The 16,767-nt window shown below is 46.4% G+C and carries 13 protein-coding genes and 1 rRNA gene; 2 read left to right on the top strand and 12 right to left on the bottom strand.

Translation table 11 applies throughout. The features are described from left to right. Positions 1-528, bottom strand: a 528-nt coding sequence (locus tag Q8K48_06125) for a DNA-formamidopyrimidine glycosylase family protein (protein MDP1851977.1), incomplete at its 3' end; no start/stop codon positions are given. Between the two features lie 181 nt (positions 529-709). After that, on the bottom strand, positions 710-961 hold the full coding sequence (locus tag Q8K48_06120; GenBank protein ID MDP1851976.1) for a hypothetical protein: 252 nt from the start codon (positions 959-961) through the stop codon (positions 710-712). A gap of 5 nt (positions 962-966) precedes the next feature. Between Q8K48_06120 and Q8K48_06115 the strand changes: the two genes are divergently transcribed. Continuing rightward, positions 967-1,284 carry a TetR/AcrR family transcriptional regulator C-terminal domain-containing protein gene (locus Q8K48_06115; protein MDP1851975.1) on the top strand — a complete coding sequence of 106 codons (318 nt, stop codon included), beginning with the start codon at positions 967-969 and terminating at the stop codon, positions 1,282-1,284. Positions 1,285-1,735: 451 nt separating this feature from the next. Here Q8K48_06115 and Q8K48_06110 read toward each other — a convergent pair whose 3' ends face one another. The 8 genes from Q8K48_06110 to Q8K48_06075 all read right to left on the bottom strand — a co-directional run bounded on the left by Q8K48_06110 (position 1,736) and on the right by Q8K48_06075 (position 14,656). Then, complete coding sequence (locus tag Q8K48_06110) at positions 1,736-3,040, bottom strand: hypothetical protein (GenBank protein MDP1851974.1); 1,305 nt, start codon at positions 3,038-3,040, stop codon at positions 1,736-1,738. A 208-nt stretch (positions 3,041-3,248) separates the two neighbouring features. Further along, positions 3,249-3,815: a hypothetical protein gene (locus Q8K48_06105; protein ID MDP1851973.1), complete on the bottom strand. Its 567-nt coding sequence runs from the start codon at positions 3,813-3,815 to the stop codon at positions 3,249-3,251. Between the two features lie 32 nt (positions 3,816-3,847). Further along, the gene (locus tag Q8K48_06100; protein ID MDP1851972.1) at positions 3,848-4,738 is read right to left on the bottom strand and encodes a nucleotidyltransferase; all 891 of its coding nucleotides are present in this window, start codon (positions 4,736-4,738) and stop codon (positions 3,848-3,850) included. Positions 4,739-4,776: 38 nt separating this feature from the next. Further along, a complete protein-coding gene (locus Q8K48_06095) occupies positions 4,777-7,797 on the bottom strand; it encodes an HsdR family type I site-specific deoxyribonuclease (GenBank protein ID MDP1851971.1) in 3,021 nt (1,006 codons plus the stop codon). Then, the gene (locus Q8K48_06090) at positions 7,797-9,002 is read right to left on the bottom strand and encodes a restriction endonuclease subunit S (GenBank protein MDP1851970.1); all 1,206 of its coding nucleotides are present in this window, start codon (positions 9,000-9,002) and stop codon (positions 7,797-7,799) included. The genes Q8K48_06095 and Q8K48_06090 overlap by 1 nt, the downstream gene beginning before the upstream one ends. Then, positions 8,995-10,503, bottom strand: a complete 1,509-nt coding sequence (locus Q8K48_06085) for a class I SAM-dependent DNA methyltransferase (GenBank protein ID MDP1851969.1) — start codon at positions 10,501-10,503, stop codon at positions 8,995-8,997. The genes Q8K48_06090 and Q8K48_06085 overlap by 8 nt, the downstream gene beginning before the upstream one ends. Positions 10,504-11,073: 570 nt before the next feature. Then, complete coding sequence (locus Q8K48_06080; protein ID MDP1851968.1) at positions 11,074-12,825, bottom strand: ATP-dependent helicase; 1,752 nt, start codon at positions 12,823-12,825, stop codon at positions 11,074-11,076. A gap of 46 nt (positions 12,826-12,871) precedes the next feature. Next, positions 12,872-14,656, bottom strand: coding sequence for an AAA family ATPase (locus tag Q8K48_06075; GenBank protein MDP1851967.1), 1,785 nt, complete (start codon positions 14,654-14,656; stop codon positions 12,872-12,874). Positions 14,657-14,938: 282 nt separating this feature from the next. Here Q8K48_06075 and Q8K48_06070 point away from each other — a divergent pair, with 282 nt between their 5' ends. After that, positions 14,939-15,586 carry a hypothetical protein gene (locus Q8K48_06070; GenBank protein MDP1851966.1) on the top strand — a complete coding sequence of 216 codons (648 nt, stop codon included), beginning with the start codon at positions 14,939-14,941 and terminating at the stop codon, positions 15,584-15,586. A gap of 62 nt (positions 15,587-15,648) precedes the next feature. Here the strand turns inward: Q8K48_06070 and Q8K48_06065 are convergent, their stop codons facing one another. Both Q8K48_06065 and rrf read right to left on the bottom strand, forming a co-directional pair. Beyond that, positions 15,649-16,569: a hypothetical protein gene (locus Q8K48_06065; GenBank protein ID MDP1851965.1), complete on the bottom strand. Its 921-nt coding sequence runs from the start codon at positions 16,567-16,569 to the stop codon at positions 15,649-15,651. A gap of 121 nt (positions 16,570-16,690) precedes the next feature. Further along, positions 16,691-16,767, bottom strand: a 5S ribosomal RNA gene (gene rrf / locus Q8K48_06060); the annotation flags it as partial.

Raw genomic sequence — 16,767 nt, 5'->3', positions numbered from 1 at the left:
GATATTGCCAACCCCACTCATAATTCCTTGGCTAAGCAGAGCGGTTTTAATTTTCACATTTCGTTTCGCATATTTTCCTATTGTCATGGCTCTGTCGAATCCTGGGTCGAAGGGATCTAGTCCAATGTGGGCCACGGAGGTAGGGGTTCCATCGGCAAGTTCTTCCACAGAGAGCCAGCCAAAAGTGCGCTGGTCGTTAAAGACCAACTCTTTTTTCCGTGAGCCTTTAGAGATCTTAAATAAGGCCCGCACGTGCCTTGCCACTGGTCGATCTATTTGCGCAATGAGAAATTGACCACTCATTCCAAGATGAGCGACCAACACCTCTGGTCGATCCAGTTCAAACCAGAGAAATTTACCGCGTCGATTTACCCCAGTAATTCGCGCGCCTGCAACGGCCGAGATTGGCGAAAGAGAGGAATTCTTGCGAACTCTTGCGTGCAGCTCTTGAACCTCATTGATTCGGTATCCGCACACAAGGTGTGAAAGTCCCCGTCGGATAGTTTCAACCTCTGGCAATTCAGGCATAGAACCACCCTACTAGCCGGCAAATACTTCCTGCTCGGGGCTTTAGTATTTATTGAATAAATATCTACACACTGGCCACATGAGGGCCGTTGGTTCGTGCAGGTCTGTGATGCTATAAATCTAATTTGTTGGGCGATACAGAAGCAGAGCTTCGCGAATCTGAAATGGTTTTCGGCACGGCTCAGACCGTGAGTTCGTTCTCCTGGCGGAGTTTGAACGCGGTGGCGAACAACCGCTCAAGTGGCGCTACCAGAGCGAAGAAGAACAAACCCACGACCTCGGCGGCGAACCAGCCAAGAAACATAAATGCCTTCATCTGCCCCATGGCGACCAGGGTGGCGACCGAGATGCCTACAAACCCGACCGCCTCGTATGCGGCAATGCACACTTTCTGCTCATAAAACTCTCTGGGCTCTCCCATGGCTTTGCGCATTAAGCATGTCGCGCCCTAAAATTAGTACTGCTTCTTTGGAATATGCAGAATCGATAACTGGAGTACTGCGTTCAGCGAAATTTTCGAATCAACTTACCCATCACGCACTTCACGCTATTGATAATCATCTATTTGGATCGACTCTCCAAGAGTTAATTCTCAAAGCAGGAAGGCAAGCTGCCAGTCCTGAAATCAATGCAATTTTCCTTCAACAAATGGTTGATAAGTGTCCCAACTTTAGTCACGTTATTGTCGACTCCGTTCACAATCACGAAGTTGAATTCGAATTCGTTCTCGATTTAATTTTAGATGGCCTCGAATGAGTACGGAACACAGGAAAGTGAAACTTACTCAGGAGTTTCTGATTAGTGCTGTCCAAACTAAGTTCATTAGTATTTACTAAGAACACCACTCAATAAGATCTAAGTTGAGTGATGTGAAACTACTCGTTAGTTCTGGCGCTGGTGTTTAAGTAAAACCAACACCGAGTTTGCGTAGCATCGAAAATGGGTCTGTTTATTTGATACTGAACGCCCTACGAACAACGGAGATATTAATTCTCTTCTTCAATTCTGGATTTGAAGTTTCGAGAGTCACAACCGTTTTGCCCATGGCATTCGTAGTCGCAATCAGTCCGAGCTCAGCAGATGCTTGAAACTCCCGTTGCGCAGATTCAGTGAATGCTTGCGTGTGAGACTATTTAATCAGATAATCTGAATGCGGATCCCCATCTGCAATGCGCTCCCTGAGAAGATTATTCGCACAAAAGTAAAGTCATCTTCGTTGATCAATCTCAGAAGCGACGCGATCAAGTTCAGTCAACTGATCGTCCAGTTTCGTGGCAGTTTCTCTCGCCGTTTCGTCACCGAACACAGCGCGGAAGAGTCCAATTGTCGCCAGCGCAGTGGCTCCTCTTAACAAGATTAACATTTCTTGAAAATCACCGATCGACTGAGACGTATGTGCGACTGGATTCCGAGCATCGATTATCGCCCTTCCAGCCGACTCTGGATTCGGCAAATTAATACCTAACTCCTGAACTGTCTGCATCACAAAGTTTGTAACAGCTCCGAGAGCTGCAATACGGTTCCTCGGCAGTTTGCTTGAGACCAAAATTTTAAACCCTGACAAATCAGCTGCCGCTATGGCTGCCTGTCGTGCTGCGTGCCATTTAGAGTCCAATAAACCTGGTGAAGCAGGAATAAATTTACCTATTTTCGCTAGATCTGCAAGAATCACGCAGATATTGAGCATCTGATTCTGCAAAAAGCCAGTACCACCAGCTAACAAATCTGCGAGAAGAAGAGCGACGTTTCTGTGTTCTTGGCAAAAGGCAAACCACAAACCCCAATCCATCTGATCGGAGTATATGAGCGGAACTATCGCATTCAGATTTCTCTCTGTCCCCTTTTCTTGCAAATAAGTTGCGATGATTTCGCAAGGTTTGCCTTTAAATACAACATGCATAGCTTCAGCACCAATCGGGCGTTGCCAGCAGATCTCAAGAAGAGCTATTGTTGGTTGAGCGATTTCTGTTAGGAATCGTCCAATCGAGAATTGCTCTTTCGTTTTGAATGTCATCGTATGGCTATATCGCGTGGTGCTTTCAAGTCGAGAAATTGCTACAGACTTCGCAGGGTCAATGGTAATACATATATTGCCTGCAGAAAATTCTCGTCTTGAGATTTGCATGACGTTCTCCCCCCATACAGATTGACGCAAGGGTGTCAGCGCAGCACTTGTGATACTCCACAAATCACTAAATGCTTCATCTCTTGAATCTACGAGCACCCCCCGGACAAATTCATAACTCTCTAGCGTTAGTGCAACAATTCCATTTAAGTTAGTTTTTGTATTTGAGTTGCGCACATCGAGCAGAGATCCTCCAACTGAAGTATTCTCGAGGTGAAGCACTGGTAGCGTTAGCAGTGTTGGATTAAGAACTTCTCCAAATGGAACCTGATCTCTGTAAACGACAACTTCGAATTTGTCATTCACCAGAGAACCAACACCAACTGCTGAGAAACTCTTGTCTAAGCTTGTCCAAACCCCACCCAAATCCAGCTCACTTAGACTCATATACCAGACCCTTCGCTCATAGTAATTGTCAGAATACTCTGCAGGATTGGCAGCGAACTATGGGGCTGGCTTCTACTTGATCTCAAGCGGTCATTGCAACGACCTCGAATTTTGGTATTTGGAACCCACTGTTTTGATGGTGCTTGAAGATGATTGTTTGCAGTGTCTGCCTCGGCAACAGATACACCTAAACCAATTGACATTATGGTTAAAATTTGGATCGTTCAAGATTGAGAGATCCTTGCCTGCCTCGGAAGTTAAAATAACGGCCCATGGCAGAGCCAGTTTCGAAATTGATATTCAATTCTGCTGTACCGTCGTGATCGTTCATATCACTATCAGCCACTCCAGGCTTTATCTGATTTCTGTATGTATAAGTCAGGCGAGCAATGTCATGTCCTACTTTTCCCAAACCAGCTGTCATCGAATATGAAGTGGATGTCTTTGGCTCGCTAACCTGGAATCTAACTGCAATTCGATTCCAGGTTTGGTCTATCGAAATTTTTACTGGAAGAACTGTTCCTTGGTAGGTGGACTCTAGGGTTCCAACGTACTCCCCTTCAACAATTGGAGTATCGACCAACCCGAGTCTCCGCACGAACCTCCATCGCCAGGCTGCCTTGTCCATGAGAAGGTAAAGAATTCCAAAGGTAGTTGCCACAGTAGGTGCACTGAACCACCAAGCTTCTTTCACGTTTAGGTGTGAAAGAAGCCAATTAGCACCCATTGCGATTGTTACTGAAAGAAATGCGAGGGTGCCCAATGCTGCACTCATATTTCCCTCATCTTTGCTGTAGGCGTGCACGGCTACAGCATCCCATACATGGCACTAAGTGCATTTGCCGCCGTATATTGATTATGTTTTCCCGGATCGGTCTCGAAGAGTGTATGGATCTCATCACAGGAGACAAAATCAGAATGTAATTCTTCGGCAGTATGGCTAGAAAGCCACTTCATTATCCGCTGCACACGAATGCCGTCATCAGAAACGAAAAACTCATCAGGCACGTTATAGACAAGACATTCCAAAACATAACTCGAAGTTCCATCTTCCCTCATCCTTCCTTGGTCGACGGCAAAACGACGGAGTCTTTTTATTTGACGTACAGTTGGTTTGTAAACATCATTCGTCCTCTTATTCTTCGAATAACCATTTTGTATGTGCTCCTTTGGGTAATTAACTATCGTCCCACCAGTGAGTGGTGCAATGCGTATTCCTTCAGTAAACGTTGGTTCTCCCACAATTGGATATGAAGTGAACTTTCTAACCTGAATTGCAGGAATCACATCGGCGTCTACATAACCGTCTTCCTTCGGAACGTATAAGCACTTGTCTTTTGAACGAACTCTTCCAGAGCCATAATATGCAACAAGCGCTCGCTCGATTTTAGTTCGAAACGTCGCCGCTGTTTCTGTTGAATCCTGGTGTCTTGACTCATAAGTTGATTTTTCAACGGTAGTCAATTTCCTAAGGTCAGGGATAAAACTAGATTTAAGCATCACAACCACGTCAACGTCAGAATCCCCCCTTGTATTAGTGCTGTTGGCATATGACCCCTGTAGGAAAGTCCCCGTATCAAGAGAATCCAATTCAGTCGACCGATCCAGGGCACTTTTAACTGAATCATAAGTTTTAGTCGCTGTCGCATTAGACCCAGGAGTTGTCCATTGAGATAAGTCCTGTACAGATATTGCCATCTAATTCCTTCCTTTAAATAAATGATTGAATCCTAGTATCAGTAGTTCTCCCGAATATACGCATATGCATTATCAAACAGTGGTCCTGTTACAGGAAGTGCGTACTTTTGTAAGACCAATCGGATTTCACGACGTGCTGCCTTATCCCCTGGTTGACTCTCATTCCATCCGGCATAGGTGACTTGCTTGGCAATGGTGTCGATATCGCACACAAGGTCGGTGACAATCACAGGCGTATTAGCAGGTTTGTACTGTTCAACGATTTGCGTCAGCGCGCCAATATTGGGATCAAGAATATGTTCTGCTTCATCTAAACGCCCCTGTGCATCAAGACGTTCTGCAATGACGGCAGCACGTGCAACTTCCAGTGCTTTCTTCAAAAACTCAATCGAGTCTTCTGCGCGCATGATGGCTTGTCGGCGCAGCCGATCAATCGCATCTGCCAGTGATTGATAGACCGGATGTGGGTGTTCAGCTAGAAGTCGTTTGATCCGCCGATCAATCAACGTCATTACTTCATCAACGGTGACGGGATTTTCCAACAAGTCTCGCCTTGGATCTAAATCGAGTTCGCCTTGTTCTACAAGTTTGCGTATAGCTTCAATCGCATCGGGATCAACAACAACTTCTTCTAATCCAGTGCCGGCCACATGAACTTTAGTGATGTAGCCGTGAACAAGTGCCAAAGTTTTGGGACCCAGACGATGCCAAAGTAGTGCATTGGAAACACCAGTGGGTTTGATTGCCTCATAGATCTGAGCTAGCCACTTGTAATCTGCGCGATGGCGATCGAGAACTTCGTGGGGGTCAAGGAACTCCCAGAGTGTGATGACTGCCGTGAAATCTTTTGCAAGGGCGTCTCGGCTGTCGGATTCGTTCAAGCGTTGTAGCGCGCTTTGTAGTGCGATGAAGGAGTTATCTTTTCGATTGATTCCATCGAATCGGATAAGGGCGTGTGCGATGCGTCCTTCAAATTCAGTTGCCAAACCTTCGATATCAATTGGACGGGCTCCACCGGTATCCGGATCTGCCGCTTTAAGGGCCGCACCAATCTGATTGCCCAAACCAATGTAATCGACAATCAATCCGTGCGTTTTATCTTGGCCAGTAATTGGGTGGGTGAAGCGCCGATTAGTACGAGTAATGGCTTGAAAGAGTGTATGTCTGCGAAGGGGCTTATCCAGATATTGCACCTGTTCAATTGGGGCATCAAAACCGGTGAGTAGTTTGGCTGTAACAATAATAAATGCCAATGGATCAGCGGGGTCATTGAATCGGGCTTTAACGTGAGCTTCTTGCGCGCGATCAAGTGCGTATTCATACCAAGACTGCGGATCATCTTTACTAGTACCCACCGTCATAACAATGATAACTTCATGTGGCAGGGCTTGTTCCTTGATAAGGCGTTCTAACTCTGTTTTATAGGCAACAACAAGTTCACGGTCATAGGCCACAACTTGAGCTTTCATTCCCGTGGGCGCGATTTTTGCTTCGAAGTGATCCAAAATATCTTTGCAAACAGCAGCAATGCGATCGGGGTTGAGCAGGATTGTTTTCACGTGTGCGGCTTTGCCGGCCAGGAACTCGCGCTCTTCATCGGTAAGTTCTTCTTCATTGGCCATCTGGTCGAAGGCTTCATCAAGTGCCTGACGATCCAAATGGAAATCAACTAGCCGTGTCTCAACATGAACTGGTACTGAAGCCCCATCAACAATAGATCGTTCCATCGAATAGGTATTGAGAACATAACCTGGATCATTGACATCACCAAAGAGTTTGAATGTGTTGCGCTCCTTATCTGAAATCGGAGTACCCGTTAGTCCAAAGAAGCGAGCATTGGGTAGGGCCGTGCGCATGTCATCGGCAAGAGATCCCTCTTGAGTGCGGTGGGCTTCATCGACAAAGACAACAATGTTTTCGCGAGTATTTAACTCCCCCGCACCTTCGAAGCGAAAGATTGTAGTGAGCACGATTCCGCGACGATCCTCTTTCAAGATCGCACGCAAATCATCTTTACTCACCGCGGTTGTTACACGCGGCAGACCAGCAGTTTTGAACTGACGCTCGATTTGTTCAATCAAATCTAAGCGATCCAAAACCACAACAACGGTGGGACCACCGACATCTTCATTATTGAGCAACATCAAAGCAGCAAATGCCATGAGCAGTGATTTACCAGTGCCCTGGTAATGCCAGATCAGACCCTTTTGCCCACCAGAGAGCACCCGCTCGACAATGGCTTCGGCAGCTTCCACTTGCGGGTAGCGAGGAATCAACTTGCGCACTCCTCCACCGGGAACTTGCTCAAAGAGTGTGAAATCGCGAAGGATGCTCAGAATGCGCGCTGGCGTGAGAAGTAGATCAACGCTGCGATGCACACGAGCAAAACCATCCAGGTTGTATGGATCTTCTGTCGATCCCCACATCAACCACGATTCTGCCGGCTGTCCCACTGCGCCGTAATGGAGTTCTTTTCCCTCGGTTGCCACCGACAAAACATTGGATGAGAAGAATGATGGTCGCTCCACTTCATATACATTGGCAATATCACGCGCTGCATTCAGCCATGAGACCGAAGATTTCACTGGCGTCTTAGTTTCAATAACAACTAAAGGAATGCCGTTAATCCAGAGCACAATGTCGAAGCGACGAGAGTTGCCAGGAGTACCAAATACCACTTCATCAGAGACCACAAAGGAGTTATTCGACATCACATCAAAATCAATCAAACGAAGTGGTAGATATTCCTCACTGCCAACGAACTTGATTGTTGTATCTCCACGTAGCAACGTCGTCATTCGCTCATTTGCCGCAAGCAACCCATCTGTTACTGCTGACAAGATTGTCGAACGAACCCGCGGCAGAATCTCATCGATCTGCTCGGGAGCATCTCGAACATTTGGATTGAGAGTCTGGATCGCTTCGATTAACGATTCTTCACAAAACACATCTGTATCAATGCGCGGCAACTCATTGGCCGAAACATAAGTCCATCCCAGTTCAACAAGGCGCCCAATCAACCACGATTGGACTGTCGACGTTTCCGTGAAGCCCGTCATCACGCCACCTCGGGCAAGAAAATATCGTAGTCCGCTGCGAGGGATACCACTCCGTCAAGTAATGCATTTAGGACTCTTGCTCGAAATACAACAAATGCTTCAACTTCTTTGGAGAAGCAATCAATCACGCGAACTTGGTCGTCCAGTAAAGACGCCCGCTTTCGCTGCTCGGCAATATTGGGCAAGGTCACAACGAATGATTCGAGTTGGAGTTTCGTAATTGCCTGGCGAGTAGTACCTGAACCAGACAAGATATCCAAACTCACTTTCAAGTCCGACCTTCTAAGCAGATGCGCGAGAAACGAAGAGTCGAGAACGTTTATGTCAGGGCGAAGTATCGCAACATGTTGATTAACGCGAGCGGGAAGCACCGAATCCGGAACGCAACAAACGCGGTTCACGGAAGCGCCCGTAATATTAATAAGAACATCGCCACACTCGACAGTCACGCCATCCAGTAATCGTGCCTGCGAATCAGTTATCCGAGCCAACCCCTCCCATTGGAAGCGAAAGTCATATACGTTCTGCGAGCGAATGAGCGAAATACCCGCTTGCACATAGGCCGACTCTCCACCTCTAGGAGTGGCACCACTTCCAATCTTTTTCGTTAGGTCTCCCAAAGTGGATTCAGTCCAATCCAAGGTCGACGCAAGCAGGTCATCACGGAGCGCGACGAGCAGCTGCTTCGCCGCAGTCCTCTCGGCCCTCAAGTTCGCCAAATGGTTATCAAGATGTGCCATGAGATCCACAATCCGACGCTGGATGGGAAGGGGTGGAAGCAAGATTGGAAGAGAGGCAAGGTCCGAAGGTGCAGTTCTCGGCATGCGAGAGCCCGCACTCAAAGCGACAGCATGGTCGATTGCAGCATCACGGGATGCAACAAGGTAAAGGAAGCCAGGAGAGATCACATCTGTTCTTGCTCTGAGCACCAGAACCTCTGGCGAGCAAACTCCTGAAGAATGCGCATAAACCACCTTCTTGAGGTAAGGCCTGAGTCGTCCGAAAAGCACATCGTCTTGTTGAAACAGGATGACCATGCTTGAAACGTCAGCGGTGATACCACACTGATAAACGCGACCAACTTCTGGAGTGATGTGTTCCAAACCGATGTATATGGTGTCCGCATGCAGAGTTTTGGGATCCGCCTTCTGATTCACAAAGTCACAGCATGCACCCAGCGTCGCATTCATCCATTCATCATTCATGGTCCACCTCAAAGTCTGCGATACCGGCGGCAGTGAGACGTTCGAAAAGTGCGCGCTCGGATTCGATCCGAGCCGTTCGGGCTGTTTGGTACTCTGCTAGCGCAGTCGGCAAATCTGTTATATCTGCAGTGATGGTTTTCAAGTAGCGCCCAATGTTGAGATCGAAGTTATTGCCTTCGATTTCGGTGAGTGGAATCAGACGTACCTGTGTCCCACTATCGCCGTCTGGATCTTTCCCACTTGTGTAAGCGTTAAGGATCGTTGCAACATCGTCATCGCTCATCGAGTTCTGATTGCGGTTCTTAACGAATCGCGCTGACCCATCAATAAAAAGCACGTGCTTACGGCGTTTTTTTGGTTTGTCTGCTCGAAAGATTAAGAGGCATGCAGGAATGCTCGTTGAGTAGAAAAGATTCCCTGGAAGTCCGATAACGGCCTCAAGTCGATCATCTTTGATTAAACATTCACGAATTCTTGCTTCGGCTCCCCCGCGAAAGAGAACACCGTGTGGCATGACAACACCTACGCGACCGGTCTGCGGATTCATTGATGCAACCATGTGTTGTACCCAGGCAAAATCGCCGTTCTTTGCCGGTGGCACACCGCAGAAGGAGCGGGTATCAGCGGCCCACATCTCGGCACCCCAGTTTTGAAGACTAAACGGTGGGTTAGCAACGACAACATCAAAAGTGGAGATGCGACCATCACTTTCTCGCAATCCCGGTGATCGCAAGGTATCGCCACGAACAATTTTGAAATCTTCAATGTCATGAAGGAAAAGATTCATCCGCGCGATGGCACTGGTAGTTAGATTTACTTCTTGTCCATAGAGGCGAAGGGTTCGAGTATCGCCTCCATGATCTCGAACTGTATTGATAGTTTCTACGAGCATTCCGCCGCTGCCAGAAGCTGGATCATAGACACTCTCTCCGCTTTGTGGATCGAGAATGCGAATAAGTAGGCGCACAATCTGGCGTGGCGTGAAGAACTCTCCAGCCTTTTTGCCAGATTCATCGGCAAAGTTTTTCAACAAATATTCATAGCCTTGACCAAGGAGGTCATGGCTAACTTCATCAGGATTGAGTTTCATACCGTTAAAGGCATTGAGTAGATTGACTAAGGCAGTCTCGGGAAGCCGTTCCTTATTGCCCCAGGAAGCGTCACCGAAAATTCCAGCAAGACTTTCTGGATTAGCTTGCTCGATCTTGCCAAGAGCCTTGTTGATTTGAGCGCCCAGGTTTGCCGTCTTGGTGGTGACATCGCGCCAATGGGTACCGGCAGGGAGAGTGAACTTGTGATAGTCGGCTTCAACTAGAGGGTCGACCGAATCTCCGTAGTCGCCGAGTGCCTTGGCATGTTCCCAGTCCCAGGTGTCGGAGATCCATTTCCAGAAGAGAATAGGGAAGGTATAAGTTTTGAAATCGGCTGGATCGACTGGGCCTCGTAGGGCATTCGCCGCATCCCAAAGTCGGCGTTCTAAGTCTTCCAAACTTACTGACACTTATTGCCCACCTCGGTTTCGATTGTCTCCGCTGAGACTAGTGACAGGGACAGACATTTGGGGGCTGCCGACGCAGTTTTTCTCAGAATTTTTACGTGTGTGGCCCCGATTTTGGTCTCCGCAACGTTTTTTGGTTAACCAAAATGTCTGCCTTACTTGAACAATACCCATTGATGATGGCAAATTCTTGGACAACCCCACCAATCGTTAATGCAAGCCCTTCGAACCCTTTACCCGTACTGCCATTAAAACGTCGAAATCACCCGAGAAGCACACTATCTTGGGTATTAGATTTGGTGTTGGTTTTCCTTTGCTTTTTATGTCCTATCAACTGAACTTGGACCCCGAATGAATGTGTCAGAGAATGATTAAACCTGATTTAGTGTGGCCTGAAAGCGATCGTTGGTGTCAGTTGAGTCAGTTAAATCTAGCAATGCACATTTTCTAAACTAATCTCGATCTTCACCGGATCGGCCTGCGGCAGCAAGTGCACCTTCATGTGAATAACATAATTGAATTGACCAATTGGCATTCCCTTCTTCAAGTTTGTGGTGCTTCAAAGTGTAGGTACTAAAGAGATTCGCAAACTATTGGAAGTGACAAGCTTTCCAGTTGTCCTTTGACTTCTTGAAAGCGATTAGCAGAGACTGCCAGAACGAGCAATTTTCTTGCTCGACTTGCGCCAACATAGAAAACTCTTCGTTCTTCACTCGCAACGCCTGCCAGCCACGAAACCATGACTACTGATGCAGGAATTTTTAGTAAGACAGCGTCAAATTCCTGACCCTTTGAAGCATGAATAGTCGACCAAGCGAGTTTTGCCGTTACATCCCTGTCGGCATTCCTGCCACACCAATATCTCCAAAGCTCAGCGTTTGGCTTAGCAAACCTTCTTCCAAGAGCCCCTCTAATTGGAATAGGTAAATCTCTGAAAAATTCTTCCAAAATTCTACGAATTGAAACCCCAACTGAATCAGGACTATTCCAATTGATGATGTCACTAAGTATATCGGCGACCATTAGGCGGACCCAGAGTTCATTTTTTCCCAAGAGTTCTAATTTCTGTTTGGTGCTAAACGCATTTTGTTCGGATGTCCACTCAAATTGTTGGGTTACAAGCCTTTCGATTTTAACCAATGCCTCACGGCGGATAACTGCGCTCCCGCTAGTAATCAGAATCGAGAGACTCTTTAACATTTCCAACATGTTCCCGTCTCCCCTAGGAGGACTCTTCCCACCACCACCGAGCGAGGAAGCGTCGCTTCTCCTATGAGCTAAAGAAATACGTTGATCAAACGGTACTCCCCAAGAATCGGCTAATGAAAGAAACCTAGATCTAATCTCTTCGTCTGTTCCTCCAAGCAAGTAGATCGATGAGCAATTTCCTATTCTATCGATTTGTCCCGAAATCATCACAGTTGCTGGCTCGAATCTTAGGTTTTGAACAAATTCACATATCACTGGAGAAGATCTGAAGTTCGTTGTCAATGTGACGACGTCTATATTAGCAATCGTAGCTCGATAATTCGCGTACGCTTCGGATTCAACTTGACGAAATGCGAAGATGGATTGATCGGGATCTGCGACAACTGTAATTCGAATTCCAGCATTGGTTAGAATTTCAAGAAATTCATGTTCAAGCGTTGCGCAATCTTGAAACTCATCAACGATTATGTGTGAGAAGCGTTTCACTAAACTTGTCAAAACGGCGTTCCCGCGCTCGCTCCGTAGAATCACAAGAGCCTTCCATCTTGCTGAATCACTGTCGTAAATTCCGCTTGCATTGAAGGCTCTAATCTTATCCGTTCCCGACTGGATTAGAGTTTGAAGTTGCCGGTCATTCTCCAAAGATTCAAATAATTGTCTTTCTTCTCTTTTCAAGCCTTCTACTAGAAGGCTTATAGTGCCTCCGCTTTCGTGAGAAAAATTGGAGAGAGAAATTGATTTCCAAGATCGATTAATCGAGACTTGATTCATGGTAGCGGGTAATTCATCCCAAGATTGATAATACGTAGGGGACTTCCCTAAGGCGCTTCCTACAGAAGGCGTGACAATGTATCGATGGAGAAAAGTGTCGAAAGTACCGATAAAGTGTGGAGAACGAAGCAGGTCGACTCGATCTCTGCATCGACTTCTCGCCTCATCGACAGCCGCATTTGTGAATGAAAGAAGAGCTACAGCGCGATTCGATTCAACAGCGTGATCCTTGAAACGTTGGATAATTGTTCGTGTTTTGCCGGCTCCAGGACAAGCTTCAATTAAACGGATATTTGGATCTAACGCTGCTCTTTGTTCAGGTGTTAGATCAGAATCATTCGTCATCAACTCCGCCATCCAGTAGAAGAGTGATTTCCATAAGTCGGTGATTTCATCTCTCTATTAGGACTGCCTTAATCGCCTGGTCGAGGTACCGAGGCACTTCAAAAATTCCATTCGGCTGCGCTTCTAGAGCGCTAGCCACGAGTTGTGAGAAGTCGCCCTTGCTTATATCAAGTTGATCATTTCTCATAGCATCACGAAAACAACGAGCTCGAAACTCACTATTTCCTCCAGTTGCATCGATTACTTCTTGCCACTTGGTCGCCGACCTGGGGTGGATTTCCAAATACGCAGCCCGAAGAAGAGAATCATTACTCTCTAAACCGAATAGATCAGCCTCAAGTGTGTATTCGCCGACAAATACATTGAGAATTCCGGCATCCACAGCTTCGACATAAAGATTCTCATATTCGGTTTTACGATCTTGACCTGGCACAGAATTGCCATTCTTATCTCCATCTGTGATCACAACGACTTTATCTACGAGACAAAATTCACCACCAAGAAGTAATTTTAAGTATGGCTTGAAGTCAACGCCATCAATTGCAATGATTGATGTACTCTCAATTTGCTGGACTGCGTTCTTGTCAGTATTAAGTACCACATGTTTGGCAAGAGACAACAATGTTATAGAGTCGGAGATTCCTTCTACTAAAAACACTTGACGAGCAAAGACAAGAGATGCTCGCGTAACATTGAGATAGCGATCAATCTTCCTTTGCTCTACATCATTAAGCCCGGCCCTGCTCAGTGCGCGAGTTTTTGTCCACCATATGTCCGTGTTGTTCGAGTGCTGACGAGAAACGGCCACAATATTTTGCGTAGACACTGAACTCGCAAGGTTTGGAGAGTGTGTTGATACAATTACTTGAATACGACCCGATGGTTCATGTGTTGTTCGTGTTGATTTCTGACTCTCTCTTGCTCTATCGCGCAAATACGCGAGGAGTACCGATTGCAATTGAGGATGAAGGTGCGCTTCCGGTTCTTCGACTAGGAGGAGTGTCAAATCATATTTACGAGCTTTCTCTAGTTGCAGTACAACCATGGAGATAAATAGCAGATTGGCAAGACCAAGACCGCTCGCTCCAAGTTCAGATTGTTGAATTCCATTCTCTGACAATGTGACTCGAAGTAGTCCAGCTAATCTTCTTAGTTCCTGGGTTCGGCTTCCAACATGTATTTCGTGGCCTCGAGCAGGGTGTGTTAGTTTCTGGAATTCATTCTGCGTTGCTTCTTTAACTTTTAACGACAAAGAAAGCTCCGCTACTCTCTTAACTATATCGTTTGCGTCTGATTCAAACTGTTCAGTATTGTTGTCGGAAAGAACACGGAGGATTTCCGCAAGTCGAATTCCATCACTTGAACCAAGCTCTCTGACGGCATCACGAAGCGGTGGTAAATAGACGTGTGCAACAAGCTCGCGACTCTCGGGTTCTGCATCGGGAAGTTCGTTCTCGCCAACCGTGAAATGTGCTCGAGATGAACGGGAGTGCATACCTGAAGTTTTGAAAGTCAAATTATAAACAAGGTTACCGTGACCATCTACGAGTTGTGGCATAAATACGGCCTTTTCCATATCCGTCAAACCGTGATAAGTATTTGAAATCTTGACGATTGACTCAGCCGGCAAGTTGTAGGTTCGATCTCGATCTTGGTCGAACCAAATAGAAGGGCGTTCTGAGGTGGATAAAGTCGAAAGTCTAATTGCATCGATGACATTAGATTTTCCCGAACCGTTTTCGCCAACAAGAACAGTTAGATCACCAGTAAACTCAACCACCGTGTCTAAGCAGGATCTAAAATTAACGAGTTTCAATTCAGCCAGATACATGGAGGAATCCTCGCATAAGGTATCGAATTTTGGAACAAACGAAGTACTCCAAAGTGTTTTGAACTAACCCTTTCGTATTTTCGGAGAACTCGACGTTCTCGTGGACTGTCTAAAGCTGAGTATTTTGTGATCGAGCGACACGCATTCACCGGTATGTGACTTATTTCAGTTTTGCAGTAGCGTTTTGCTAATAGAGTTTGTCGATTTTCAAGAAAATAACTAAAAGGCGCTTTTCTATTGATTCGCCTAAACTGCGGCAAGTCGTCGCTAGAAGGAGTTACAGTGGACGCTAACAAGCGACTTGGAGATTTTTTTGCAGATGTTTTTGAGCGTATTGAGAAAGAAGTGTTGAACGATATCGTAAGAGGATCGGTTAGCGAAGAAAACACCATAACCGGGCGATTACTATCGGCCGCTCAAAGTCACATAAATAATTTCGCTTCAAACCAACCTAAGACGGAGTCAGGTCTAAACATTCAGGCAAATCATTTTTCCTCCAGTGGGCGCGGTTCGCAAGAAACATTAACGGGGGCAGATGGGGCTATCTTCCTAGACATAAGTATCGGTACAACCTTGGTTCAGAAATTTTACCTGTTCCAAGCAAAGAGAACGTTGAAATCTAACCGAATAGACGACCACGCTCGCAAGCAAAGAGACAAAATGTTGAAGCGCACTTCGGACAGTTTCTTTCTTTTCTATTCAAGGAATAGTTTTGATTTCGTTTCGGCTTTCATGGTTAACGTAGGCGATAAACCTGCAAATTTGCCTTCCAAAACATATACAGAATTCCACCAAGATTTTTTCAATTGTTTTATCGGGGATCAGACATCAAAATTTCCGTTCCCCATATCTAATATTTGGATGATTCATACACTGAAACTTGACAAGCCATGGGTCAACCATTTTCTCAAAATTGAGATTACCGATTAAGCTAAGAAATAATTTCTACCTCTGCAATTAGAGATTCTAAAAACTTTCGCGCAAATGATTGATTAGGAGGCTATCGTGCGTCCGACCGCATCAGTAGTCTGATCAACATCTAATTGGGAACACTTTGCAAACCATTCGCGTGCCTCTTTTGTACGACCAGCGACATGGAGAGCATCGGCATAAGCGTAACGAAGTCGGATTGCCCAGTCTTCACTCTCGTTCGAAAGTTCTTTGCACGTCAATGTCACAACTGCTGCATCGAGTTCGCCCAAATCACGGCGGGCACCAGCAGCAACGATTCGCATTTCGATTTCTTCTGCCTTCGCTAAACGTTTTACTTCAGGAGATCCAGCGAGTGCAAGTGCTCTAAGTGGATTCCCTAATCCGCGTTCGCAGTCGGCCATTACTGGCCACATTGTTACGTCTCCTGAGATTCGATTTGCAGCACGTAATTCTTTTAAAGCAATCTCGTAAAAACCTGCACGATATGCGGCATAACCCGCAGATTCACGAACAACTGCTAAACGTCCGGCATGATGGGCGGCGGCGACTCCATGTTTGTGTGCAAGAAGTGGATCACTATCGGCGTAGAGCGCTAAGCACTCTAAATGTCGCGCAACAACTTTTGCATTCTCGGCCGAGAGAGATAGAAGTTCAGCACGCAGAGATTTATCGAGCTCTTCCCCTGTAATTTCTTCAGGGATATCGGGTTCGAAAATTCGCGGACGCAATCTGGATTGATCTCGATCCATTGGTGCAGGTCGCGTACCGCGCGGGTCAGAGCCGTCGCGTGTTTGACGTGGAGCACCTGGACGCGATGTCGATCCACCACGTGCCGGTAAATCCTCACGGCGACGTTGGGAATTAGGTCCAGATGGTTTTCTATCGCCACTTGATGGGTGGGAAGATGATGGACGACCAGAAGCAGAACGTGGATTAGAGGGACGATCAGATGGTGGACGTGAGTTTCTACGCTCTTCCATTTAGAACTCCTCTTTTTAATTTTTGATTAATTTATTTAATAGTAAATGTCTTCATTGCCAAGATTACTTCACGGGAAATAAAAAAGGGGCGCTCGTTAAAGCGCCCCTTTTTATAAAAGAAGTCCGGCGACGTTCTACTCTCCCACAAGGTCACCCTTGCAGTACCATCGACGCTGAGAGGCTTAACTTCCGGGTTCG

The organism is Candidatus Planktophila sp. (assembly GCA_030681675.1).
Lineage (GTDB): Bacteria > Actinomycetota > Actinomycetes > Nanopelagicales > Nanopelagicaceae > Planktophila.
This window is presented reverse-complemented; position numbering and strand designations above follow the sequence as displayed.

Coding starts and splice junctions, on each gene's coding strand:
- Q8K48_06120 (MDP1851976.1), bottom strand. CDS start 961: ATGCGCAAAGCCATGGGAGAGCCCAGAGAGTTTTATGAGCAGAAAGTG.
- Q8K48_06115 (MDP1851975.1), top strand. CDS start 967: ATGTCGCGCCCTAAAATTAGTACTGCTTCTTTGGAATATGCAGAATCG.
- Q8K48_06110 (MDP1851974.1), bottom strand. CDS start 3,040: ATGAGTCTAAGTGAGCTGGATTTGGGTGGGGTTTGGACAAGCTTAGAC.
- Q8K48_06105 (MDP1851973.1), bottom strand. CDS start 3,815: ATGAGTGCAGCATTGGGCACCCTCGCATTTCTTTCAGTAACAATCGCA.
- Q8K48_06100 (MDP1851972.1), bottom strand. CDS start 4,738: ATGGCAATATCTGTACAGGACTTATCTCAATGGACAACTCCTGGGTCT.
- Q8K48_06095 (MDP1851971.1), bottom strand. CDS start 7,797: ATGACGGGCTTCACGGAAACGTCGACAGTCCAATCGTGGTTGATTGGG.
- Q8K48_06090 (MDP1851970.1), bottom strand. CDS start 9,002: ATGAATGATGAATGGATGAATGCGACGCTGGGTGCATGCTGTGACTTT.
- Q8K48_06080 (MDP1851968.1), bottom strand. CDS start 12,825: ATGACGAATGATTCTGATCTAACACCTGAACAAAGAGCAGCGTTAGAT.
- Q8K48_06075 (MDP1851967.1), bottom strand. CDS start 14,656: ATGTATCTGGCTGAATTGAAACTCGTTAATTTTAGATCCTGCTTAGAC.
- Q8K48_06065 (MDP1851965.1), bottom strand. CDS start 16,569: ATGGAAGAGCGTAGAAACTCACGTCCACCATCTGATCGTCCCTCTAAT.